Origin of the sequence: Bacillus sp. 2D03, from assembly GCF_003946765.1 — a bacterium.
Classification (GTDB): Bacteria; Bacillota; Bacilli; order Bacillales; family Bacillaceae_G; genus Bacillus_A; species Bacillus_A cereus.
Map to the genome: position 1 here is coordinate 289,631 of NZ_RPSJ01000004.1, position 23,855 is coordinate 313,485.

Here is a 23,855-nt window from a genome sequence, read left to right on the forward strand (position 1 = left end):
TTTATCTTTATGATCTCTTACTCTAATCAATAAAAAGATCATGTTATATTTTTATAACAGGGGTGAATTACGATGACTGAAACTTTAAAAACACTTATAATGCTTGATGCTACTTACGTTGTTATAGCAATTATGACAGTATTAGTATTTGTATACTTGGAATTAAAATCTCAGTAATATATGCTGGCGTAATCAACAGATTCAGCATTTAAATATAGTTAGAAGAAAGAGAGGAGAAAATTATTTCTCCTCTCTTTTGTATTTCTACAATTTCTTATTTTAATAAATCCAATGTATGTAAAAGTAATCCTTTGTCCCCTACTTCCCCATGACCAGGCACTACTGCATTTATATTTCTATATCGCTTCAGCACATTCTCAATCGATGTAGACCATTCATTTACATAAGCATCCGCAACGTTTCCTAAATCTTTCGCGGACGTAGATTTCACTAAACAGCCTCCAACTAAAATATTGTATTGCGGTAACCATACGACAATATTATCTTCTGTATGCCCTTTCCCTGGATAAAATGTTTCTACTTTCATATTTCCAAACTTCAAATTTGTAACGGTTTGTAAATCTCCAAGCGGTTCTTCATATCCATTTTTCTTTGCTAGTTCTGCAGTTAATGCTGTACTATGCGCTTTAATGCCTCTTTCTTTCAACGTTTTTATTCCGCCAATTCGATCAGCGTGCGCATGTGTAATAATGACATCCGTTACGCGCTTCTGAAATTTCTTTTCTACCATTTCTATTAGTTCCTTCGTTAATTTGTCATCCCAAGAAGAATCCACAAGTACTAACCCTTTAGAAGTATTAAGAACTAGACCGTTCGAAGGAACTGCTTCTCCATTAAAAGAACCTAACTCCGTATGAACCCATACATTCTTGTTTAACTGAGATATTGAAATGGTTCCCGTCTCATTTTTTATTACTGTTTTCTCTACCTTTTGTGATGCTTGTACAGAAGAAATTGTGCTAACAAATTGAATTGTTCCTAGTAAACCTACACATAATCCTACTTTTAACAACGTATTCTTTTTCATGTCATCAACCCTTTCTTTCAAGCCAAATAGTTATTACCTATATTAGACAATTCATCTCAAATGTTTGTTCCATCTTCATTTGCATACTTTTATGTAATTAACAAAAAAAGCGTACAAAATTTTGTACACTTTAAAACTTAATCTTTCATTCCATAATTCTCAAACTCTTCCTCATTCCCATAAAATACATTTAAATCAATATACTTTTCTTTTCCATTATAACCATTTAATCTTCCGCGGTTCGTGTATTGCAAAAACTTCCATTTTCTCCCATCAGATAAACTCGGTTTTGTAAGAACACTACGAATCCATATATCACATTTTGGATACGCATCCTTTATATATAAATCATACGCCTCTTGCGTTGCATACAATATTACTTTCTTACCGTAATGTTTTTCTAGCATTTCAATCATAACCGACAACTCTTTCAAAACATCTTCACGCTTAGGGGGATTATCTTTTTTGTTAGCATAAAACTCAACATCAATTACGGGTGGCAATGCTTGTTTATACTTTGGAACAGTTCGTATATATTGCTCTGCTTGTGTTTCACCCTTACTATCAAAACTAAAAAAATGATACGCTCCGACGCGCATACCTGTCTTATTCGCATTCGTCCAATTTTCCGAAAAGTACTTATCTACAAAAGAGCTTCCTTCAGTAGCCTTTATAAACGCAAACTTCATATTTTGCTTTTCCAACTCTCTCCAATCTATATCTCCTTGGTATGACGCAACATCTACACCTTTTATTTCATACTTATCCGCACTTATTTGATTCGGAATAAATATGCCTTGAAAGACTAAATAAGCGAAAACACTCATTACACTAATTAAGGTAAAGACTCCTCCTATAATAAGCTTCTTTTTCATTCGTATCCCCCATCTTTACACATTAATATTCCACTTACCATTCACGTTTTTTATTAATCCTCATTTTTTCTTCAAATGCCTTCTCTAAATCAATTTCTAACTTATTTGCTAAGTCACATACATTCCAAATGACATCAAACATTTCTAAACCAATCTCTCTTTTCGCATCCTGTATTGCATCACGCTTTAATATCACTTCCGCTAATTCACCTAATTCCGCCATCGCATACATCGTACGCTCTTCAATTGTTGTATCTTGAAATCCTTTTTCTTTACTGAAATTTGATACATATCTCTGGAATTCCACAATATTCATACCTAATCTCCCCTTATCACAAATACTCTATTTTTCTATTAAACTTAAAATCAAAATTGCATTTTGTTAAATTATAACATTCAGACTATAATTTATTTATAGCCCATTAACGGAGGTGTTTGCAATGACTCTCTTCGCTTCCCCATCATTATTCATAGTGGCAATCCTTTCATTTGCACTAGCTTATTTCATTGGAGTAAAACAATACACTTGGCTCTTATCAGGATTCAATGAACGCCGCGTGCCTGATAAAGTGAAGTTATCAAAAATAGTTGGTCTTTATAATTTAACTGCCGGTGCTATTGCCACAATTGGTAGTGTCTTCACTACTCCTAATGTCAAAATCTTATTTCCTATCATTATAATTGGCCACGTTATAATCGCTGCTTATGTAAATACACGCATGGTGCATTGAAAAAAGATCAACCAAATGGATGATCTTTTTTATAATTTATCAACATATTGCTTCGCTTCTAGTAAAGAAAACCCAAAAGCCTCTCTTACTCTCTTAACTGCTGTAACTGTTTTTCCTTCTTCCATAAGCTGGCGTAACTCTTTATTAATTTCAGGTTCTCTATCTATAATTCCCATTTCTTTCGTAATTAATTGTAATCTATCTTCAATTCTCTTTAAACGCGCATCATTTTTCTTTTCAATTGTAGCTAATTTTTCAGCGATATAAATGAAACCAAAGGCTAATATTAGTATAACCATCCAGAATTCCATAAATGTTCCCCCTTACTAAGTTTCATTTATTTTATTTCACTAACTTATCAGCTTTAGTTATTGAAATCATTCATTCCTTACAAGGAAAGGGTAAACTAAAACTTTCTCAAAAATTAGTAATAGACATGATTTCTCCTCAAGGTTGCTCAAAATGGACTGGATTAGGTGTTTTTCTAGATGATTCTAATGAAGAATTACAGGTTTATTCACTCGGATGGGGCGTTGGATTTCAATGTATGATGGTTTGTTATCCATACTGCGGGAATGGTGCTGTTATTATGACCAATTCCGATTTAGGTGTTCATCAAATGGAAGGGATCATTGGTGAAGTTGTAAAAACGTTATCCTTATAATGAAAATAAAGAAGCAGTTCCTTCCAGCTTCTTTATCTATATAACATTTTTCGCAACAATTTTTATATGTTCTGGTGCGATAATCTCCGTTATACTTTCTTGGAAATCTTCCCGCAACATTTCTTCCAAATGTTCTAACTGCACTTCAACATGTGTGCATTCTAAATTATGTATATTTAACAGTGCATAATGATCTTTTTTCTTAATTACTAAATATTGATTTTCCTCTGTCACAAGTACAGAACCTAATCGGACTCCTAATAAGCGTTGATCATCAAACTTCATAATTACTTCTCCTTCCCTCATATAAACGAAACTACAATGAAAATAATTACATTTATGGAAAAACACGCTTATTTAGACTATATCATAATTTACTAAAATAGAAATATCTTTTTCTGTTTCAATAAAAATCCCTATTTTTTCATATATTTCGATACAAAAAACTTTCTCAACATTAAATTTGAATTTTCAGTTTTTAATCCCATGAAAATCTATTATAATAAAGTTAATAAATGTTTGACCTCTCCTAATTCATGTACATATGGATGATCAGTAGTTATCGCTACTGATCTATTTTTTTGATTTCAGAAAGTACATACGCTGCATCCTTTCCTACACCACAAATAAGTGCGGAACCCCTTTGAGATTGCCATGGTAAACCGATATAATACAATCCTTTTACTGGACTGATTCCCTTTATATGATTAGGAAATCCTTTCTCATTCACTGCCTGTTCAATTTCAATCCAATTATAATTTTGAACAAAACCAGTTGACCATATAACGCTTTCTGCACTATAAATATCACCATTCTGAAACATAATGTTATTTCCTGATGCACTTACTACTTTTTCTTGCAGTTTGATTGCTCCATTACGAATAAGTTTCTTACCTTCAAAACCGAAAATAGGGTCCTTTCTCTTCTGAAACCATCTTCCCCTCTTTGTATTTATTTCAGCGTACAATAAACCCATTTTTTCTAGCAGATTAAAAATACTTTTTCCAAAAAGTTGTAACGGTAAAAACGTTAAAGGATGACTAATAGACACCGTAACTTCATGTGTTTTTGCAAGTTCTACTGCTATTTGCATTCCTGAATTCCCGCCACCTACTACAAGTACCTTCCCCTGTGGAATTTGCGGTGATGATTTATATTGTGATGAATGTATTTGAAAAATATGTGATGATAGATTTGCTGAAACTGAGGGAATAAATGGTTGCTGAAAACCACCTGATGCGATAATAACTTTTTTCGTTTGTAAAACTTCTGTAGGAGTATGTAATTCAAATATTTCTTTTTCTTTCTTTATTTTTAGAACTTCCGTTTGTAATTGTACCGGTAATTGAAAATGTCTTGCATATTCTTCTAAATAAGTTGCAATTTCATCTTTATATGGAAATTCATTTTTTTCACCTATTAACGCCATACCCGGCAAGCTACTGTAAGACCTTGGGGTAAAAAGCTGCAAAGAATCATATCGATTTCTCCATGAATCACCAACTTGTTTTCCTGCCTCAAGTAATAAAAAATTATACCCTTCTTGCTTCAAGTAATATCCCATTGTTAATCCAGCTTGACCCGCTCCAATAATAATTAGGTCTATCATTCTAATCCCTCCTTCTTTTACATATGAACATTTGTTCATATATTCATACGTTTCCATAATCATAACATTTTATTTTTATATAATTCAATATCTACTCAAAATAAAAAAGAGCAGTTTACCATAAAGTAAACTCCCCTTCATTCTATCTTCCCAGTCTTTAGCGCCTGTGCCCAGTCATATCTTTCTTGTTGAACAGCCAATCCAGCAGCTTCTTCCCAATTATAAGGAACTGAAATTTGTTCAATTGTCCATTCTCCCAAAACCTTTTCTATCACTACATATTTTGCATGCGGAGTTCCTGATTCCATTTTATGCATAACAGGTAACTCATCTTTGTATGCTGGAAGTCCTACACTTCCTGGATTTATAATGATCTTTCCGTTCGCAAAATAAACAACTCTAGGAATATGTGTATGACCACATACTATTATTTTTTGTTCTATATTTTGGAGTTGATCCATTATATTTTTTTCATTCTTTAATATTGCACCATTCTCATTCATCTCTTCTAACAAATACACTTCATCTGAAGTTGGCGTACCGTGACAACATAACATATCGTCTACAATAAATTGTGAAGGATGTTGTTTTAACCAACCTATATGATAATTTGTTAATTGATTTTGAACAAAAGTTAGTGTAGCAGATTGCTCTTGTATAGGTTCCCAAAGCATTCGATCACAATTGCCTTTAATATGTATCATCTCGCTACTCATTAATATTTCAATTGTCTCTAAAGGATCTAACGGCCCATACACACTATCTCCTAAATTTATTATCATTTCGACCTTGCGACGTGTAATATCTTTTAATACCGATTTTAAAGCGTGACTATTTCCGTGGATATCTGAAATTATAGCTATTTTCATCTTAATCCCTACTTTAATATATTATTTATAAACATCCGCAGCCAATTCCCTCAAAACTTCTACATTCACTACTTCAAAACAACCATTGTTTTTCTTGATTATATTTTTATCACAAAAAAGATTCAAAGTACGTAATAAATGCCGATAACTCGTTCCTAACAACTCCGCTATTTCCGTTAAATTCCCACTAAACACAATTCTATTTTCATGCTGAACTGCTCGTTCTCCGGCTGCTAACATGTAACTCGCAAGTCTATTTTCAAGCGGATACAATAAATTAATTGTACTGTTTTTGGAAAGTCGGTTTAATTTATGTGCCAATGATCCACAAATACATCTTAAAAATTTCGCATCATGAAATAGCTGATTTCTCACTTTTCCTAATGGTAAACCAACACAATATGAATCTGCCATCACTTGTACGTTTGAAGTGATTCTTTGAGAATGAATTAACTCCACATCTCCAAGTAACTGCAAACTATCGTAAAAACATAATAATACCGATTTCCCGTTACTTAATGTGTTAAACGCTTTCGCTTTTCCTTCAACAAAGAAATATAAATAATCTATCTCTTCATTTTCTCTACAAATAAACTCATTCTTTTTAAAAAATATAAGTTCCATATATGGCTTCATATCATGACTAAAAAATGAATCAATATTATTTTGCTTTATATACTCTGCTAATTTAATAGAATTACATACTTTCTTCATAGTTCCCCACCTTTACAACTCATCCCCATTGTAATCAAAATTTTCTTCTTCCACTATGACATATGTCATAACAATACACAATTTCAGCATGATACAGTCATTACAAATATGAAATATAAAGGGGATATTACATTGTATAACTTTCTTTCTGTCTTTATTGGTGTGCTCATTGCCGTTATGCTTCCATTGAATGGGATTTTATCTGAATTAATTGGCAAGTATACAGCAAGCGTTGTCATTCACCTTGTCGGTTTAATTGCAGTTATTTTCGTTTTAATCTTAAACAAACATAAAATTCATTTCAATAAAGGTATTCCGCTTTTTTTATATAGCGCTGGAGCGATTGGAGTATTCACTGTTCTTTTTAATAATATAAGTTTCTCCGTCCTTGGTGCCTCTATTACGATCGCATTAAGTTTACTCGGCCAATCCATTGCTTCCATCATTATCGATCATTTCGGCTTATTAGGAATGAAAGTTGCAAAGTTTGAAAAGAAAAAACTAATTGGATTATGTTTCATCTCTTCTGGAATTATAATCATGACAATTTATTAATGGGGGCAAGAAAATGTTATATATTACGATCGCTATTTTAGCTGGTGTTTCTATCGTTGTTGCTAGAATTATTAACGCGAATTTAGCAGCGAAAATCGGAAATTGGGAAGGCACGTTTTTTAATTATATTACTGGATTATTTTTCTCTATGTTATTTTTAATTTTCAGTTCAGATTCATTGTATATTCCAATGCAGACGTTACAATCTATTCCTATTGCTGTGTACTTAGGCGGATTAGTAGGCGTTATCGTTATTTCATTATCCAACTATATTACTCCTAAAATATCAGCCTTTTATTTAACATTACTCATCTTTATCGGACAATTATTTGCGGGGACTATTATTGATTTCTTCCTGACAAATGAACTCTCAATTGGTAAAGTTATCGGTGGCATTTTCGTATTAATTGGGCTCACTTACAATTTACTCATAGATCGCCCGATAAAAACTGTGAAGCATAACCAAGTTCAACTATAATACTTTACGCTTACCTATCATATATTAATAGAAAAGCTCTTCACACGAAATAATAGAGAGGAGAAAACCCTATTAAAAAAATTATTTTATTGCTAGGTAGCGTATTAATTATTTGTGGAATTGTATGGTTTGTAAACTCGGGAAAATCTATTCAAGATCTCTATACTGCAAACAAACCGAAAAAGAAAGCTACTATTATTTCAAGCTCGCGAGATCCAAATGAGCCCCCTGTTTTTTTAGGAAAGCAGGAAATAAAAGATATACATGTAGAATCAATTAAAACAAAAAAGGATATCTTTCTCACAAAAACAGATGAATTAAAAACATTTATTAACAGTATGAATACCGCAAAAAAAGGCAAATTAACATTGGATGAAGAAGGATCAGATTTAATAGATTGTGATATGTGGATTACTTTCGAGGATGGAACTTATAAAAAATATTTCATATGGATAGTTGATCATCACAGCAGCGAAGTGATGATTGCTCAGCAAGATACTCCTGATGATGTAAACCTTACGTACTATCAGTTAAACGAAGATAGTTCAAAAAAAGTTTATAATTTATTTAAAAAAATTATTTAAATGAAAAAGTCATGAGCACGCGAACTCATGACTTTTTGCACTATATATACTCCGGGAACACTCTACAACCCTTTTCCTGCTCTATATCATGACCAAAGAAAACAATTGGTTTCTCTTTCGCCACAACTTCTTTTAAACGTTTAATTGAAGATAAAGCTAATTCTGGATTAAATCCTGCGAACGGCACTTCATCTTCAAAATTCTCTTTCGTGTACGATGCATCAATCGTTAATAAAACTGAACCGGATTGCTCCGTCTCAATGAATAGCGACTGATGGCCTGGAGAATGACCTGGCGTATACAATACTTGAACACCTGGTTCCACTTCATAATCCCCTTCAATAATTTTGTAGTTCAAATGCGGTAATATACATTCTTTCATATATTCTTCTCTATGAAGTGCTGCCTCATATTCGGTTCGCTGCACAATAATCGGTGTATTTGTAAAAGCACCGTTTCCTCCTGCATGATCAAAATGTAAGTGAGAGCTAATAATATATAAAAGGTCGTCTGGCTCATACCCTACACGCTTTAATATATTCACGATTCTATCTTCTTCAGTCATTTTCGGTAAAATCTGTCCTTCAACAAATGTACCGTTAAAAAGCCCTTCATTATTAACTGCACTTTCTGGCATACCTGTGTCTACTAAAATAGGACCTTCTTCCGTCTCCAGAAGATAACACCACACCGGCAAGTTTAATAGTTTCCCCGGTGTTAACGCACTGTTAACAGACGAATGATCTAACATGCAACGACCTGCTGGGATGAAATAAAGTTTCTTTACTGTCATTATGTATCCACCTTTACATTTAGTTTTGGATAAAGTAATACAGTAAAAAATTCTTCTTTTTAGAAATAAACTCCTTCTAGACTATCAGTACAGCTTACATAAAAAAGAGGGTATTTTTTTACATAGCAGTATTTCACCATCTATAATGTAGAAGTAAAGGATTCTTACTTTAAATGAAACATTAACACCGATTAACGCTGAAAACTTAAAGAAAGCACATACACTACTTGAAAGCGGGCACACCATTGGGAAAATCGTATTAGAGAAATTTTAATCATGATAGCGACAGATAGTATGTGAAATTATATCAACGATTTTTCAAATATATCTATCACAAATCAAATTATATCAACGATTCGACAAGTTATATCGATTTATCAACAAATAACAACAATAAGAAAAGGCTGTTCCAGATGAACAGCCTCTTCTTTATTTACTTGAAATCTCTTTATTATTTTGAACGTCTAACGGAGCTCGCTTTCCTATTCCAAAAGCATAGAAACTAATTGTAACGATAGCTAAGAAAATAATACCTACAACTAATGAAATACGAGTATCATCGTTAAACCACATTCCGATTAATACCATAATTAAAAAGGCAATCGTTAAATAGTTTGTAACAGGAGCAAATGGCATTTTGAACGGATGATCTTTCATCTCTGCTCCCTTTTCTTTTCTAAAATTAATTTGACTAATTAAAATGACAAACCATGGTACCATTCCAGGAAGTACACTCGCACTATATACATATACGAATAAGTTTTTCGGTGCGATGTAACTTAAAACAACACCAACCGCCAGACCGATAATTACGCCAACTGTACCAAATAAAGGCACACCATTTCCAGAAAGTTTCGTGAAATATTTCGGTGCTTGTCCATTTACACCTAACGTATAAAGCATACGACCAGCACTATAAATACCACTATTACAACCAGACATTGCTGCTGTAATAACAACGAAGTTAATTAATCCAGCTGCTGCCGTAATACCAACTTTCGCAAAAGTTGCTACGAACGGACTACCAATTGTACTTAATTGATCCCACGGATACACAGTTACAATAACGAAAATAGCACCGATGTAGAAAATTAAAATACGCCAAATTGTACTTTGAATCGCTCTTGTAAGTGTCTTCTTTGGATCCTTCGCTTCACCAGCAGTAATACCAATTAATTCCACACCTTGGTATGCACCAACTACAAGTGATAAAGCAAAGAAGAATCCTGAGAAACCACCTGTAAAGAAACCGCCATTTGACCAAAGATTAGATATGCCAATCGCTTCTCCGCCGTTACCAATTCCGAAGAAAATAAGGCCAAATCCCGCAATAATCATTAATAGAATCGTAACGATTTTAATCATCGCGAACCAAAATTCAAATTCACCAAATGACTTCACAGAAATTAAGTTAGCTGCACCAAGAATAACCATTGCAATTATACCTGGTATCCAAGCTGGTAAATCCGGGAACCAATATTGCATATACGCTCCAACCGCGATAATTTCTGACATCCCAACGATAACCCACTGGAACCAGTTACTCCACGCTGTCATATAACCAGCTAGTGGATGAATATACTTATGACCGAATGTCGCAAATGAGCCTGTACTTGGCTCCATATACAACATTTCTCCCATGGCACGCATGATGAAGAAGATGAAAATACCTGCAATTGCATAAGCAAGCATTACTGACGGACCTGTCCATTTAATTGTGCTGGCTGATCCCATAAACAAACCAACACCAATCGTTCCGCCTAAAGCAATCATTTGAATATGACGTGCTTCTAAACCTCTTTTCAATTCTTTGTTTGCCACTTCACTTCCCCCTCTTAGATGATTCATAGCCGCATTTTAACACAAGATGCTTTCCCCTAATTCCTTTCGACCCTGAAAATGATGAAGCAAACGTCATTTTACACTAGCTTTAAAGCTATCCTAAAATCGTTTTGTGCTCCTAATAAAATTCTCAGAACCTTTCATCTTCCAATATTCTATAAATCTTAAAATTACTTACCTTATATTAATTCATTAATCTGAAAAATTCAATTATTTTTTCAATAAATTATTATACATAAGTCTGATTAATTTTTAACTAAATTAACAATAAAATACATCTATTCAATATGATTCCGACATGTATATTATTACAATATAAATAAACGAGGAGATGCTATCTTCCTCGGTTTCATATCTCAAATACTTCAACCTTTATAGTTGATAACGTAATTTCCCACACATTCGATTCATATACCAATAAGGAATTTAATATATTAATAAACTACTAACTTCTTTACTCCAGCCAAATTTTGAGGCAGAAACCTTTCTGCCTCAAAACAACGGGATAAAATATAAAAGAGTCTCATTAAAAAATGAGACTCTTTTACAATTTCATATTTAAATCGATTTCGAAGTTTGCTTACCAAAGATAAATACCCTAGTAAACACTGCCATTATAACTACTATAACGAGAAAATAAAGTGGCATCACCAGTAACGAGCCCGTATGCAATTGACTCATTCCCCAAATTGTCATCGCTACAATTACATAGTATCCTAAGCTAAACAACGCTCCAGCTGTACCAATAACATCTTGAAAATCTACTAACGCTAAACTTAAACAATTAGGTAACGCTACTCCAATTCCTAATAGCAATATAAACATCGCTATTAAAAATACAACCATATATATTACATTCGGATTTGATCCCACAAACGTAATAACAGATAAAAGGATAGCTCCTCCTGTCATTACAAGACAACCGATATATATAATTTTCTCTGGTTTATAAGTAGCAAGTAAACGTTTTGAAATTTTCGCTCCAACAATAGAAGCAGACGCTACAACAATTCCTAGAAAGCCATACATACTAGGCGATAACTGAAAGTATTCAATAAAGATAAACGGCGCTTCTGCATAATAGCTAAATAAAACACCATTTGCTCCTCCAATTAACAGCCCATATGTTACCACTTTTGGATTTGTAATTAACCTCTTCAAGACTGAAAATACATTTATTTTATTCGTTACTGAGCCCGTTTTTGTTTCAGGAAGAGAAACAAACGTATACAGAAAAATACCGATACTCATAACTACTAAACTTAAAAATACTATTTTAAATCCAAACATTTGATCAAGAAAGCCACCAATTAACGGTCCTATCGCTGGTGTAAAAGCAATGACTGCTGAAATTTGAGCAAACATAACATGCCTCTTATGCCCTTCTACACTTTCACGAAGAATCGTTTGCGTCACAACTGATCCTGCACTTGCTCCAAACGCTTGAATAAAACGACTTACCAATAAAACTTCAATGGAACTTGCAATAAAGCACAAGAAACTCCCAGCGCCATATACGACAATTCCAAATAACATTGCTGGGCGACGGCCAATTATATCTGATAGCCATCCAATAAAAAATACACCTAAAGCAAATCCAGCAAAATACACACTAAGCGTTAACTGCACCTCATTATTACTTACATGTAACGCCTTTGAAATGTCAGGTAACGACGGTGTGTAAATCGTTTCACTAATTTGCGGAAATGCGACAAGAATAATCATTAACAAAAGTGATGGTACTGAGACTTTTTTCATTTTTCATACCCTCCTATAACTTTGAAAATCTCAGAAATAAAAAGACTTTCCTTAGCTACGGAACAGGAGGGGCCATTATAGAAATCCGGTCATAAAACAACAAAGAAAACACCTCAATTACGTATGTTAATACTTATAGGAGGGTAATATTAACATCGATTTTTAAATATACTTTTTCAATTATATTACATATTGCGTTTCTTTTACTAGTGCTCGGCCTTGGAGGATTGTTAAAAAGATAACTTGATGCATTCACCTTTTTATGGAATAATTAGAAATAGTTTGAATTCATAAACTTAATTATTAAACGATAGACTAGCATATTTTAATGTCACAAGCTTACAAACAGGAGGACTTTCGTAATGATTGAAATTTTAAGGACAGTATTAAATTTCCTAATTTCTCTATTCTCAGGAGAATTACCATTTGTATATTATGTATGGATTATTAGCCTATTCCTAATTCAAATAATCCAATCTACTCTGAACTATAAACTCTTTAACAAGAAAGACAATTTCAGCACTTATATATCGGAAGGATTACTTGCTTTTATTATTTTATTGTTTGGAGGAATATTAGTATCTAAGTTACTTGCTTACATAATAGACGATCCTACTATTAGTATGACAAATGTAACACATTATTTTGTTTCTCTTATCATATTAACTATATTTGTCGTAATAACCTGTGTTAAAGACTTTATAGAGACATCTATAAAGAATAAAAATATATCTCTTTTGAGCTTTTTAGTAATTTCCTTAATAACAAGTATACTTTCATTCAAGTTTTTATCACCTTTAATTGAAGGTTCTTTTTCTCTTTCTAAATCTTTTATAACTACTTTAATCATTCTAGTAACCGTATCAATCCCTCTATTAATTTCCTTAGAGGATAAGTATGCAGACGAAAAGGAAACGGAAAATTTATAGTTTCTCATTTACATAAAGAAAGAGGGAGTTCCCCTCTTTCTTTTATATCGTCCTATTTCACAAGACTAAATCATTCCTTTTAATATTAATCCTAAAACTGACATTATTATCGCGCTAATAATAATTCGCAAAATCCAAGTTGTGTTTGTACTTATTTTTTCTAATTGCTTATTGATTGTTGCTATGTCTTTCTCATTAATAGTGGTACGCGTTTCTAAATTTCGAATGTCTCTCATAATTTCTTTTTGCTCCGCCTTGAGACTGTCAATTTTAGCGTAAACATCTTCCATATATTCACACCCTCTGTTCATCTTAATAGAAAAATCTATATATATTATGAGACAACCCTCTTACCTGTGAATACATTGCGTATATCCGCGTACCAAATTATTTGTACAATCTAATTGAATTACTCACATGTTTCTATTCTTCTATTTATAAATTAGCGTTAAGATACATTAAAATTTTAAAAGGAACCCCTTGTTTATTTAACAACAAACAAGGTGCAATCCAACATTCGGAAGCACCTACGATAATTTCTATTGTTTTCATATTTACAACTCCATATAATCAGTATGATTTTCTGAAGAAGCCAATTTTTGAACTGCTTAAAGTATACTAATATGAATACGAAATAGCTGTATTGATAAACTCTCTAGAACAATAAATATACTGGCTGAAACGGATCTATATCCGATATTTTTTCCAGTAACATGAATGGTTATTTCTGATAAATGTGTTTGTACATCATTGTTTTCAAAAATTTCATCCTCAACCTTTACAATATCTGCTTCACAATCTACTTCTTTAAAAGTTTTCAATAATTTTGTTTCCAATAAACTACAATCAAAGCTCTCATCTTTTATTACGGCAAATTTAACCTTCATATCGATTTCCCCATTTTTAACAAACTAAAATCACTAAATCAATATAAATATATATTATTCTATTAAATAATTCAAAATATACGCTTCTTATATGCATTATTAAAAATCAGTTCTAAAGAATTAAATAGTAGGCGTTCCACTAATCTTTCATATAATTCGTCTCTTAATTATTTTGCTCATTGCGCTTTTTTATTTTCCTCACTATTTCAACTAAACTTTCTGTAATAATACATATTTCAAATACATTATTTCCTTTCACTCATACTTTTATCATTGAGTTTTTATTCACAAATTCGTAACACATACATATGAGTTATCATGCTAAAATTAGTTTATTCACAAGAAGAAGTTCTTCTTAATAAATCAATAATTTTTAATACCCTGTTTAAAGCCTTGCCCCCCTGCAAGGTTTTTTCCTATTTAAATAGAGTAGTAGTTTTCGTTATGCTTCTCTCCCCTTGTTCCTTACCCTACAAATAATACTTCATATTTATTTTAATTTTTCAGCATCCGTACTCGCTCTGTTCGAGAGCTCTTTACCAAATATTCAATCTAATGATAAGATTGACCAAATTAATATTTTCGTCCATAACTGTATCAAAAAGTACACTAAAGAAAAAATAGCACTCTCACAATTAAGTAAACGCGAGCTTTTTCTTCTATCTACTTACTATTTAAGGTTAATAGTGACATAACCAGATTTTAAAATTCGACTTAAATTCATTGATGAATGGAGAGGTTTATATGAAATTGAAAGACAAAGTAGCAATCATAACTGGTGGAGCAAGTGGAATTGGCGAATCTACTGTTCGTCTTTTTATCGAAGAAGGTGCAAAAGTAGTTATTGCTGACTTTTCTGAACGTGGAAAAGAACTATCAGATGAATTGAATGCACATGGATATAATACGTTATTTATTAAAACTGATGTAACAAAAGAGGCAGATATTAAACAGCTAATTCATGAGACAGTAAGTACATACGGTAAATTAGATATTATGTATGCCAATGCCGGCGTTGCTGATGATGCACCAGCAAACGAATTATCCTATGAAAAGTGGAAAAGAACTATTGATATTAATTTGTCTGGAGTATTCCTTTCTAATAAATATTCGATTGAACAATTCCTTAAACAAGGTACAGGTGGTGTCATCGTTAACGCTGGTTCGATTCATAGTTTTGTTTCATTACCTACCCCAACAGCATACTCCTCTGCAAAAGGTGGTGTGAAACTATTAACTCAAAATTTATGTACTGCCTACGCTAAATATGGAATACGTATTAATGCGGTGTGCCCCGGTTATATTGACACCCCTTTACTTGGTAGTGTTAATCCTGAACAGAAAGAATATTTAGCTTCACTTCATCCACAAGGCAGACTTGGAACACCAGAAGAAGTCGCTAAAGCTGTCTTATTTTTAGCAAGTGATGAAGCTAGTTTTGTTAACGGTACAACACTTCTTGTTGATGGAGGCTATACTGCACGTTAATTTAAAAATTTTGAAGCCCCTTAAGAAATATATAGTCTTCAATAAAAAAAGCGCCATCACAAGTGACGGCGCTTTTCTATGTAAGAGTAACTAGAAGGTATCCTTCTAGCCTACTCCCATTTATAAGTCCAAAACTGTTCAAGTTGCAGCCATTTTAATGTTGCTGCATCTTTGTTTTTTATTTTTGCATGCGTGTCTTCAAGCATTGCTTCTGTTTGTGAACGGTGCGCACCTAATGCAGTTAATTTATGATCAAATACTTCACTAATGTTATTTACAACATCCGGTTCTCCTAATACTGCCTCACGATTTTTCGTAATCGCAACAGCATGGATAACTGGGCGCTCTTCTTTTGGCATACGTGATACAGCGCGAACGACAGCGCGGCCAAATGCATTATGATCTGGATGTACACCGTGTTCTGGATAAAATGTAATAATTCGAGATGGATTTACTTCTTGAATGATTGCTTCAATTTTGTCAGCAACGAAATCAACATCTTCAAATTCTAACGTTTTATCATGGAAGCCAAGCATTCTTAAATCTTTAATACCCATCGCTTTACAAGCATCTTTCAATTCTTTCTTACGGATATGTGGAATCGTTTCACGGTTAGCGAATACGTTCTTACCCATGTTACGTCCCATTTGTCCTAGAGTACCACATGCATATGTTACAGGTACTCCTTGATCTGTTAATAAGCGAATTGTTCCTCCCGCAGCATATGCTTCATCATCTGGATGCGGAAATACAACAAGTACATGTCTCTCCATAAGTTTCCCTCCTTCTTACTTAAATGGTGTTAAGCTTAACTCAAGTGCAACTGCTAAGCGACCTAAATTATCATGTCCAGCTAGTAATAAACGCTCTTGATCGTCTACTTCCCAGTGCGTAATACCTTCAGCATATACCCAACCGTGATCCATTTTCAGACCAACTCGGTATGGATTTGTTCCAGTTATCTTCCCGCGTTCAAAACGGATAATCGCATTTCGAATGAAAGCACCAACTGTCATCATCTTTTCATTTATGTGTGATGCATACGCTCCGTTTGTCGTTTCTAAATGAATATATACATCTTTATTTACAAAACGTTCAATTTCATTTTGAATAAGAGAACTATCTTTTACTATTTCCATCGGAATTCACCTCTTTAAACCATTTTACGCAAAAATAATGTAAATTGCTATCTCTATATTAGAGGACAACGCTCACTTTTCCTAATAATTTGCACTGTGTTTTTTATATTTTTTATATGATATGTAAAAAATACATTTTTTCCTTCACTTTGTTAAATAGTTTTCTTTCTTTTTTGAATTTGCTACAATATATTTTATCCCGTATTATTGCAGCGAGATACATTTCGACAATTGAATACATAATTTAAAGAAGGTGACATGATTGGAACAGTCAGCACATGAAGTAGCAAATTGGCAATATTATTTTGCAATTGCCGTATTTTTAATCACGTACGGATTTATTATTTCTGAGAAATTGAATCGTGCTGTAATCGCACTATTCGGTGCTGCTATTATGATTATTTTTGGAGTTGTAGATTTACATACTGCTTTCACATCACATATTCAATGGGAAACGATTACCCTTTTAATTGGGATGATGATTCTCGTACATATTACGAGTCAATCAGGCGTCTTTGAATTTGTGGCCATTAAAGCGGCAAAAGCAGCTGGCGGAAAACCGATTCGCATTTTATTATTACTATCCCTATTAACTGCTGTCGGATCAGCATTTTTGGACAATGTAACGACTGTTTTATTAATCGTTCCTGTTACGCTATCCATTACACGTATTTTAAAAGTAAATCCTGTGCCTTATTTGATTTCAGAAGTGCTGTTTTCAAATATAGGCGGAACAGCAACATTAATCGGTGATCCACCTAATATTATGATTGGATCAGCAAACAAGCATTTAGACTTTAACGCCTTTTTACTTAACTTAGCTCCAATCGTAATTATTATTTCTATCGTGACACTTGGCATTATTTACTTCATGTATCGTAATAAACTAAAAACAACACCTGAACAAATCGAAAAACTAATGGCATTAAACGAAAAAGATTACATTAAAGATCAAAGCCTCCTTTTAAAATCTATTTCGATTTTAGGACTAACTATTTTAGGCTTCGTACTTCATTCGATTATTCATGTAGACGCTGCTGTTATCGCGATGACAGGCGCTACACTTCTTATGTTAATCGGCGTGAAAGAACATGATATTGAAGATGTATTTGCCCACGTTGAATGGGTAACCATTTTCTTCTTCGCCGGATTATTTGTTCTCGTTGGCGGGTTAATTGATATCGGACTTATCTCTTCACTTGCAAGAGAAGTAATCGACGTAACAAACGGTGACATCGGATTCGCAGCTATACTTATTTTATGGGTATCTGGCATCGCATCTGCGACAATCGACAACATCCCATTTGTCGCAACGATGATTCCTCTTATTCAAGACTTAGCTACAGGACTCGGACTATCTGTCGATTCTCCGCAAATCGAAGTACTATGGTGGGCGTTATCTCTTGGAGCTTGCTTAGGAGGAAATGGAACACTAATCGGTGCATCTGCAAACGTAGTCGTTGCTGGTATTGCAAAACGTGAAGGACATGGCTTCTCTTATATGGACTTCTTAAAAATTGGTTTACCATTAACTATTGTTGCACTCTTGTTATCACATGCTTATATATATTTACGTTATTTAATGTAAAAGTTGTATTGCATGAAATTATATCGTCAAATACAAAAGGTTTGCAGCATCCGTGCTGCAAACCTTTTTTCATCACCAAAATATACCGATAATTGCTAAACCACCTAAAATCATACCACCAATTTGTCCGACAATTGTTGGTGATAATTGAACACCTTTTCTCACTTCAACAACTGGTCTTTCGTGCCTTAGTTGCTGCACTTCACTTTGAAGTTGGTGCACACTTCCGTGTAACTCTTTAATAAGTTCTTTTAATTCGGCGACCTCTTCATTTACTGGTTTTGCCTTTTCTAAATTCATTTTGCATGACTCCTTATAAATTCAATCAACACACTGTAAATTTTCGCCAATTACCATTATATCTCCTGCATACTACATATATAATTTCGAATGTACTTTCTAACCTTGCAGCTCTATCCATTCATCCCGCAATATCCCCATAATCATACGGTCAAAACACTTCCCATCTCTTTGAACCGCTTCTCTCATACAGCCTTCCATTTGAAAACCCATCTTTTTATACAATGCAATGGCAGGTTTATTATACGAAATAACATCGAGACCGATGCGGTGTAAATTCAATTCATAGAAAGCATATTTTAAGATAAGATAGATCGCTTCTCTTCCATATCCCTTCCCCCTATCATTCGCATCTCCTATACCAATAGCTAATAAACCCGTTCTGTTATTCCACTCTATGCCATGAATTGCAACAAAACCAATTAAGCGATCATCTTGAACTGTCCTTAACATGAAAGAAACACTATTCGATCTTCGTCCCTTTAATAGCCCATCACTCGCTATTTCCTGTAAAGATTCCGGGAATGCTACATCTGTATCAACATTTCTTAAATACTCACTATCTTCCTGCCACATAGCCATTACTTCAGCATCTGCTTCTCTCATAACTGATAATTTAATCGTTTTATTTTGAAAAAGATTCATTGTCATTTCAAACTCCCCTTTATTAAATAATGGGGATAATTATTCTAGCCTATTTATCCCCTATTTCCATAAACTGCTTTATAAACGGGATACTTACAATAAGTGCTGACATCGGCACATCTCCTCTGCATTAAATTAAATTTATTGTATATTTTTTTATTTATTCTAACAATAAAAAAGACCCTCAAAATTCAGAGGATCTTCCTAACATCGAATCGATATTATTTCGTAAACATTTTCTCCGCTTCATCCATTGCCATTTTGTTACCTAAAGCAGAATAGTCTAGCCATGGTTGGTCATTAATAATGTATATGTGCTTTTCTTTAACAGCTTTTAAGTCTTTCCAAATTGGTGTTTCTTGAAGTTGTTTAAATGCAGCTTTTGCCTTATCGTCTCTATTTACAACAACGAAAATAGCATCTGCATCAAAGTCAGGTAATACTTCTTGTGAAATGACTTCGAAAGGGCGGTTTCCATCAATTTTCTCTACACCATTTGCAGGCTGTAACCCTAAGTCTTGGAATAAAATTGGTCCCATCGGTCTTTTCGTACTAAATACACGCAATTCTTTTGCAGTAACGCGAATTGCCATTACTTTTTCGTTATTACCTAGCTCTTTATCTATTAAACCTTTTACTCGTTTTGATTGCTCTTCGTAATCTTGAATATATTTATCTGCTTCTTTCTCACGGTTTACAAGTTTACCAACTTGTTTTAAATGATCTCTCCACGTATCTTCATCTAAATTGAAAGAATGTGTTTTTGCAATTTTTTCGTATTTCGCTACATCTTTACCAGCATATTTTTCATCAACATAAATGTCAGTTGGCTTTAATTGAAGTAACGCTTCCATATTCGGATCTGTTACAACACCAAGCTTCTTCGTATCTTTCAACTTCTCTTTAGCGTGCGGTAAGAAATCTTTTAAATCTCCACCAATAACAGAACCTACTGGTGTAATTCCTAATGCAAGTAAATCATTCGTTAAATGAATAGACATTGAAGCAATTTTTGGGTCATTACTTTTTTCCGTTTTTTTCGTTGCCTCTTCATTAGCTTTCGTTTGACCACATGCTGCTAATACTAAAATACACATCATGCTAAATAAAATAGTAAGTTTCTTTTTCATATGTTCTCCTCTTTGAAGTATTTATTTTGTTTTTGTAAGTAAATAAAGAAAATACGGTGCTCCTAAAGCTGCCACTACTACACCAGCTGGAATAGAGTTTGGCTCAAATATAGAACGACCTATCGTATCTGCTAGCACTAAAATAATCATTCCGATAATGCCAGCTAAAGGAAGAAAGTGTTGATATGTAGTACCTACTAACTTCCTTGCGATATGCGGAGCAACTAAACCGATAAAACCAATTCCTCCTGCCATCGATACACTTGCGCAAGATAATCCAACCGCTGTAGCTAAAAGTAATAACCGTTCTTTTTGAACAGAAACACCAAGTCCTGCTGCTACACTATCACCTAGTGACAATGCATTTAACGTTTTAGATTTTAGCCATGCATACGGGGTTAGTATGAAAATCCAAGGTAATAATGCAAGGACATGAATCCAATCCCTTCCCCACACGTTACCAACTAACCATCTGGAAGCGAATGTATATGTCTCATCATTTAACTTGAGAGAGAAAAATAACGAAATCGCACTAAATCCAGCTGAAACAGCAATACCAACGAGAATAAGTCTAATGGGAAGTAAACCATTTGACCGATCACTCGCAAGTATAATAATTAAAAATGCAGCTAGTATTCCCCCACCAAATGTAAATAACGGTATTAAAATCGATGCATTCTCATTAATAGAATGAAAGAAAGTAACAAATATAATTAGCCCGAAAGATGCACCTGAATGCAATCCTAAAATACCAGGGTCTGCAAGTGCGTTACGTGATAATCCTTGTAAAATCGCACCGGAAATCCCAAGGCCAATACCAGCTAACATTGTGATTATAATTCTTGGCATACGATAATCGTATAGCACGGTTGCACTTTCAAAATCACCATAACCGAAAAGCGTTTGAATTACTTTGAGCGGTGCAATACTAAGTGTCCCTGTATTTAAGCTAAGTAAAATAACAGCGATACCAATACAACCGAATATTGTAGTTACAGTAATGGCTCTTTTTTTATCTGTGTTAATAAGACCCCTCACTTATAGCTCCCTCCCAACTTTACGTGCTATATAGAGGAAGAACGGAACTCCAACAAGAGCTACCATAATTCCTATCGCAAGTTCTTTAGGAGGGTTTACTGCTCTTGCTCCTAGGTCAGCTAAAACTAATAACATAGCACCTAATAATGCTGACATAGGAATAATGAGTCGATAATTAACACCAACTAATTTTCTAGCAATATGCGGAATAACGAGTCCTACAAATCCGATAGAACCAACAGCTGAAACAGATACACCTGCAAGAATGACTACTATAATCATCCCTAGTATTCTCGTTCGGTTCGTTTTCACTCCTAAATTTGTAGCAACATCATCTCCCATTGATATGAGTGAAATAGATCTCCCTAGCATTGTCGCAAAAATAATCGTTATAAGAATAATAGGGACTAAAAATTTCAAGTGTTCCCACTTAACCCCTGCAACACCACCAGCATACCAAAACGCTAAATCTTGGCTTAAATCATAATAAATCGCAACACCTGAACTTAATGAATGTAAAAGCGCTGCCATAACCGCTCCAGCAATCGTTAACCTCATTGGTGTTAACCCGCCTGATGTTGCTGATCCAATAACAAAAATAAGTACTGTACTTAAAACAGCTCCAATAAAGGAAACAATCATTAAATAGGAATACGGCATATGTGGGAAAAAAGCAAAACTAAGTGCTACTACAAACATCGCACCTGCATTTATTCCGAGTACACCTGCATCAGCTAAAGGATTTCGTGTTACACCTTGCATAACAGCACCAGCAACCGCAAAAGCTGCCCCTACAACTGCTGCACCAATTACTCTCGGGAGCCTTAATTCATAAATAATTTGGTGCTGTGTTAGTTTCGGATTGTAATCCAAAACCGCTGCCCACACCGTTTGTAAATGAATATCTTTTGCACCAAATGAAATGGCTAAAAATATAGATCCAATTAAACATAAAATTGTTAAGCTCATGAAACATATGAACTTAATATGTATCCAGCGGTTATTACCAGCATGTACAGTAGACTTATGTAACATGTTTCATTTCATCCTTTATATTCAGTTGTTTTTTATAATTATTTTTTATTTGTAATTATTATTGATAATAATTATCATTTTCATTTAGATATTATATCGCCACTTTTTTTAAATAGCAAACTATTTTTTAACTTCGCTAAATATTAAAATGTTTATTTCAATTCCCTTCCAAAACTTACAAATACACGCAAAATAGACTACTAGCTTATTTTTAAAAGTGTAGTATACTTAATCATTATTTCGAGTTTTCAAATAAAAATACCGAAGGTGACCCAATGTTATATATAAAACAACTACTACACTTCACTTACGAGCAAGCATTATCTTGCTTATTCCCAGTCGTTATTTTCTTAACACTAGCCCTTTCAAAAATCGTTTCTATCCCAGGGTTATATCACTATGATTTCATACTCATTGCATGTCTTCTTATGCAGTGGATTATGTACAAGACTGGACTTGAGACGAAAGACGAAAGACGAATTAAAAGTAATTACTGTCTTTCACCTCATCGGCCTTTTACTAGAAATATATAAAGTTCATTTTGGTTCATGGAGTTATCCTGAAGAGGCGTATTCAAAGATTTTTGGAGTTCCACTTTACAGCGGCTTTATGTACGCAAGTGTCGCAAGTTACATATGCCAAGCGTGGAGAAGGTTGCATTTAAAAATGCATCATTGGCCGAAAGCTATTTTTGCCGTGCCGTTAGGAGCTATGATTTACTTCAATTTTTTCACACACCACTTTACATACGATTTTAGATGGATATTAACTTTACTACTATTCCTTGTTTTCTCTCGCACATTTGTACAATTTTCATTACAAGGCGTTACATATACAATGCCACTCGTTCTCTCCTTTTTCCTTATCGGATTCTTCATTTGGATTGCAGAGAACATCGCAACATTTTTCAGTGCATGGCAATATCCAAATCAACGGGAAGCATGGAACCTCGTTCACTTAAGCAAAATTAGCTCATGGTTTTTACTCGTTGTTATTAGCATTATGATTGTTACGCAACTCAAACATTTGAAGCAATCAAAAAGATAATGCTAATTATGTAAAAACAGTTAGCCCATCAATCATTAGAGAGTGATGGGCTTTTTTTAGTAATATTTTTTAAAACGTCCTTATCAAAGAATTTATAATTTACAAGAGT

At 33.7% G+C, this 23,855-nt stretch carries 27 protein-coding genes and 3 pseudogenes; 10 read left to right on the forward strand and 20 right to left on the reverse strand.

All coding sequences use genetic code 11. The features are described 5' to 3' along the window. Window positions 1-274: 274 nt before the first annotated feature. The 3 genes from bla2 to EBQ15_RS12000 all read right to left on the reverse strand — a co-directional run bounded on the left by bla2 (window position 275) and on the right by EBQ15_RS12000 (window position 2,239). On the reverse strand, window positions 275-1,048 hold the full coding sequence (gene bla2 / locus EBQ15_RS11990; protein ID WP_000742468.1) for a BcII family subclass B1 metallo-beta-lactamase: 774 nt from the start codon (window positions 1,046-1,048) through the stop codon (window positions 275-277). 137 nt (window positions 1,049-1,185) lie between these two features. Continuing rightward, complete coding sequence (locus tag EBQ15_RS11995) at window positions 1,186-1,923, reverse strand: glycoside hydrolase family 25 protein (RefSeq protein WP_000727827.1); 738 nt, start codon at window positions 1,921-1,923, stop codon at window positions 1,186-1,188. 34 nt (window positions 1,924-1,957) lie between these two features. Continuing rightward, window positions 1,958-2,239 (reverse strand): MazG nucleotide pyrophosphohydrolase domain-containing protein, encoded by a 282-nt coding sequence (locus tag EBQ15_RS12000; RefSeq protein WP_001028137.1) that lies wholly within the window; start codon window positions 2,237-2,239, stop codon window positions 1,958-1,960. Between the two features lie 124 nt (window positions 2,240-2,363). Between EBQ15_RS12000 and EBQ15_RS12005 the strand changes: the two genes are divergently transcribed. Continuing rightward, complete coding sequence (locus EBQ15_RS12005) at window positions 2,364-2,654, forward strand: DUF3784 domain-containing protein (RefSeq protein ID WP_000171768.1); 291 nt, start codon at window positions 2,364-2,366, stop codon at window positions 2,652-2,654. Between the two features lie 29 nt (window positions 2,655-2,683). On the opposite strand, the gene EBQ15_RS12010 is transcribed toward EBQ15_RS12005, so the two are convergent. Next, on the reverse strand, window positions 2,684-2,965 hold the full coding sequence (locus EBQ15_RS12010) for a hypothetical protein (RefSeq protein ID WP_000397716.1): 282 nt from the start codon (window positions 2,963-2,965) through the stop codon (window positions 2,684-2,686). A 38-nt stretch (window positions 2,966-3,003) separates the two neighbouring features. On the opposite strand from EBQ15_RS12010, the pseudogene EBQ15_RS12015 reads away from it, so the two are divergent. Beyond that, a pseudogene (locus EBQ15_RS12015) lies at window positions 3,004-3,318 on the forward strand (hypothetical protein); the annotation flags it as partial. Between the two features lie 36 nt (window positions 3,319-3,354). Here EBQ15_RS12015 and EBQ15_RS12020 read toward each other — a convergent pair. From EBQ15_RS12020 to yeiL, 4 genes are all read right to left on the reverse strand, one after another. Continuing rightward, window positions 3,355-3,603, reverse strand: coding sequence for a hypothetical protein (locus EBQ15_RS12020; protein ID WP_000666948.1), 249 nt, complete (start codon window positions 3,601-3,603; stop codon window positions 3,355-3,357). A 280-nt stretch (window positions 3,604-3,883) separates the two neighbouring features. After that, window positions 3,884-4,927, reverse strand: a complete 1,044-nt coding sequence (locus tag EBQ15_RS12025; protein ID WP_000566229.1) for a flavin-containing monooxygenase — start codon at window positions 4,925-4,927, stop codon at window positions 3,884-3,886. Between the two features lie 137 nt (window positions 4,928-5,064). Further along, window positions 5,065-5,796 (reverse strand): metallophosphoesterase family protein, encoded by a 732-nt coding sequence (locus EBQ15_RS12030; RefSeq protein ID WP_000684252.1) that lies wholly within the window; start codon window positions 5,794-5,796, stop codon window positions 5,065-5,067. Window positions 5,797-5,817: 21 nt separating this feature from the next. Further along, window positions 5,818-6,510, reverse strand: a complete 693-nt coding sequence (gene yeiL / locus EBQ15_RS12035; RefSeq protein ID WP_000754826.1) for a transcriptional regulator YeiL — start codon at window positions 6,508-6,510, stop codon at window positions 5,818-5,820. A 108-nt stretch (window positions 6,511-6,618) separates the two neighbouring features. Between yeiL and EBQ15_RS12040 the strand changes: the two genes are divergently transcribed. The 3 genes from EBQ15_RS12040 (at window position 6,619) to EBQ15_RS12050 (ending at window position 8,127) form a co-directional block, all read left to right on the forward strand. Beyond that, complete coding sequence (locus EBQ15_RS12040; protein ID WP_002000352.1) at window positions 6,619-7,065, forward strand: DMT family transporter; 447 nt, start codon at window positions 6,619-6,621, stop codon at window positions 7,063-7,065. Window positions 7,066-7,078: 13 nt separating this feature from the next. Continuing rightward, complete coding sequence (locus EBQ15_RS12045) at window positions 7,079-7,543, forward strand: DMT family transporter (protein ID WP_000965802.1); 465 nt, start codon at window positions 7,079-7,081, stop codon at window positions 7,541-7,543. 89 nt (window positions 7,544-7,632) lie between these two features. Continuing rightward, entirely contained in the window at window positions 7,633-8,127 is a 495-nt protein-coding gene (locus EBQ15_RS12050) for a YhfM domain-containing protein (protein WP_000901696.1), read from the forward strand. Window positions 8,128-8,167: 40 nt separating this feature from the next. On the opposite strand, the gene aiiA is transcribed toward EBQ15_RS12050, so the two are convergent. Next, window positions 8,168-8,920, reverse strand: coding sequence for a quorum-quenching N-acyl homoserine lactonase AiiA (gene aiiA, locus EBQ15_RS12055; protein ID WP_000216579.1), 753 nt, complete (start codon window positions 8,918-8,920; stop codon window positions 8,168-8,170). A 166-nt stretch (window positions 8,921-9,086) separates the two neighbouring features. Here aiiA and EBQ15_RS12060 point away from each other — a divergent pair. After that, window positions 9,087-9,194 (forward strand): annotated as a pseudogene (locus EBQ15_RS12060) (zinc-binding alcohol dehydrogenase family protein); the annotation flags it as partial. A gap of 155 nt (window positions 9,195-9,349) precedes the next feature. On the opposite strand, the gene EBQ15_RS12065 reads toward EBQ15_RS12060, so the two are convergent. Together EBQ15_RS12065 and EBQ15_RS12070 are read right to left on the reverse strand one after the other, a co-directional pair. Beyond that, complete coding sequence (locus EBQ15_RS12065) at window positions 9,350-10,741, reverse strand: amino acid permease (protein ID WP_001284404.1); 1,392 nt, start codon at window positions 10,739-10,741, stop codon at window positions 9,350-9,352. A 579-nt stretch (window positions 10,742-11,320) separates the two neighbouring features. Beyond that, window positions 11,321-12,520, reverse strand: a complete 1,200-nt coding sequence (locus EBQ15_RS12070; RefSeq protein WP_000757975.1) for a multidrug effflux MFS transporter — start codon at window positions 12,518-12,520, stop codon at window positions 11,321-11,323. Between the two features lie 362 nt (window positions 12,521-12,882). On the opposite strand from EBQ15_RS12070, the gene EBQ15_RS12075 reads away from it, so the two are divergent. After that, window positions 12,883-13,449 carry a DUF5823 family protein gene (locus EBQ15_RS12075; protein WP_000570029.1) on the forward strand — a complete coding sequence of 189 codons (567 nt, stop codon included), beginning with the start codon at window positions 12,883-12,885 and terminating at the stop codon, window positions 13,447-13,449. A 65-nt stretch (window positions 13,450-13,514) separates the two neighbouring features. Here EBQ15_RS12075 and EBQ15_RS12080 read toward each other — a convergent pair whose 3' ends face one another. Next, window positions 13,515-13,739, reverse strand: a complete 225-nt coding sequence (locus EBQ15_RS12080; RefSeq protein ID WP_000390462.1) for a hemolysin XhlA family protein — start codon at window positions 13,737-13,739, stop codon at window positions 13,515-13,517. A 318-nt stretch (window positions 13,740-14,057) separates the two neighbouring features. Beyond that, window positions 14,058-14,336, reverse strand: coding sequence for a hypothetical protein (locus EBQ15_RS12085; protein WP_000865018.1), 279 nt, complete (start codon window positions 14,334-14,336; stop codon window positions 14,058-14,060). Between the two features lie 744 nt (window positions 14,337-15,080). Between EBQ15_RS12085 and EBQ15_RS12095 the strand changes: the two genes are divergently transcribed. Beyond that, window positions 15,081-15,824 carry an SDR family NAD(P)-dependent oxidoreductase gene (locus EBQ15_RS12095; protein ID WP_000768021.1) on the forward strand — a complete coding sequence of 248 codons (744 nt, stop codon included), beginning with the start codon at window positions 15,081-15,083 and terminating at the stop codon, window positions 15,822-15,824. Window positions 15,825-15,934: 110 nt separating this feature from the next. On the opposite strand, the gene bshB2 is transcribed toward EBQ15_RS12095, so the two are convergent. After that, entirely contained in the window at window positions 15,935-16,597 is a 663-nt protein-coding gene (gene bshB2 / locus EBQ15_RS12100) for a bacillithiol biosynthesis deacetylase BshB2 (protein WP_000439486.1), read from the reverse strand. A gap of 15 nt (window positions 16,598-16,612) precedes the next feature. Next, window positions 16,613-16,963 carry a YojF family protein gene (locus EBQ15_RS12105; protein WP_000407045.1) on the reverse strand — a complete coding sequence of 117 codons (351 nt, stop codon included), beginning with the start codon at window positions 16,961-16,963 and terminating at the stop codon, window positions 16,613-16,615. A gap of 262 nt (window positions 16,964-17,225) precedes the next feature. On the opposite strand from EBQ15_RS12105, the gene EBQ15_RS12110 reads away from it, so the two are divergent. Then, on the forward strand, window positions 17,226-18,551 hold the full coding sequence (locus EBQ15_RS12110; protein WP_000437992.1) for an ArsB/NhaD family transporter: 1,326 nt from the start codon (window positions 17,226-17,228) through the stop codon (window positions 18,549-18,551). A 72-nt stretch (window positions 18,552-18,623) separates the two neighbouring features. Here the strand turns inward: EBQ15_RS12110 and EBQ15_RS12115 are convergent, their stop codons facing one another. The 5 genes from EBQ15_RS12115 to EBQ15_RS12135 all read right to left on the reverse strand — a co-directional run bounded on the left by EBQ15_RS12115 (window position 18,624) and on the right by EBQ15_RS12135 (window position 22,699). Continuing rightward, on the reverse strand, window positions 18,624-18,851 hold the full coding sequence (locus EBQ15_RS12115) for a coiled-coil domain-containing protein (protein WP_001047304.1): 228 nt from the start codon (window positions 18,849-18,851) through the stop codon (window positions 18,624-18,626). A gap of 99 nt (window positions 18,852-18,950) precedes the next feature. Continuing rightward, on the reverse strand, window positions 18,951-19,502 hold the full coding sequence (locus EBQ15_RS12120) for a GNAT family N-acetyltransferase (RefSeq protein ID WP_000178487.1): 552 nt from the start codon (window positions 19,500-19,502) through the stop codon (window positions 18,951-18,953). 215 nt (window positions 19,503-19,717) lie between these two features. Beyond that, on the reverse strand, window positions 19,718-20,626 hold the full coding sequence (locus tag EBQ15_RS12125; protein ID WP_000728214.1) for an iron-hydroxamate ABC transporter substrate-binding protein: 909 nt from the start codon (window positions 20,624-20,626) through the stop codon (window positions 19,718-19,720). A gap of 21 nt (window positions 20,627-20,647) precedes the next feature. Beyond that, on the reverse strand, window positions 20,648-21,664 hold the full coding sequence (locus EBQ15_RS12130) for a FecCD family ABC transporter permease (protein ID WP_001214640.1): 1,017 nt from the start codon (window positions 21,662-21,664) through the stop codon (window positions 20,648-20,650). Then, window positions 21,665-22,699 (reverse strand): FecCD family ABC transporter permease, encoded by a 1,035-nt coding sequence (locus tag EBQ15_RS12135; protein ID WP_000902720.1) that lies wholly within the window; start codon window positions 22,697-22,699, stop codon window positions 21,665-21,667. Window positions 22,700-22,974: 275 nt separating this feature from the next. Here EBQ15_RS12135 and EBQ15_RS12140 point away from each other — a divergent pair. Further along, a pseudogene (locus EBQ15_RS12140) lies at window positions 22,975-23,746 on the forward strand (DUF817 domain-containing protein). Window positions 23,747-23,855: the final 109 nt, after the last annotated feature.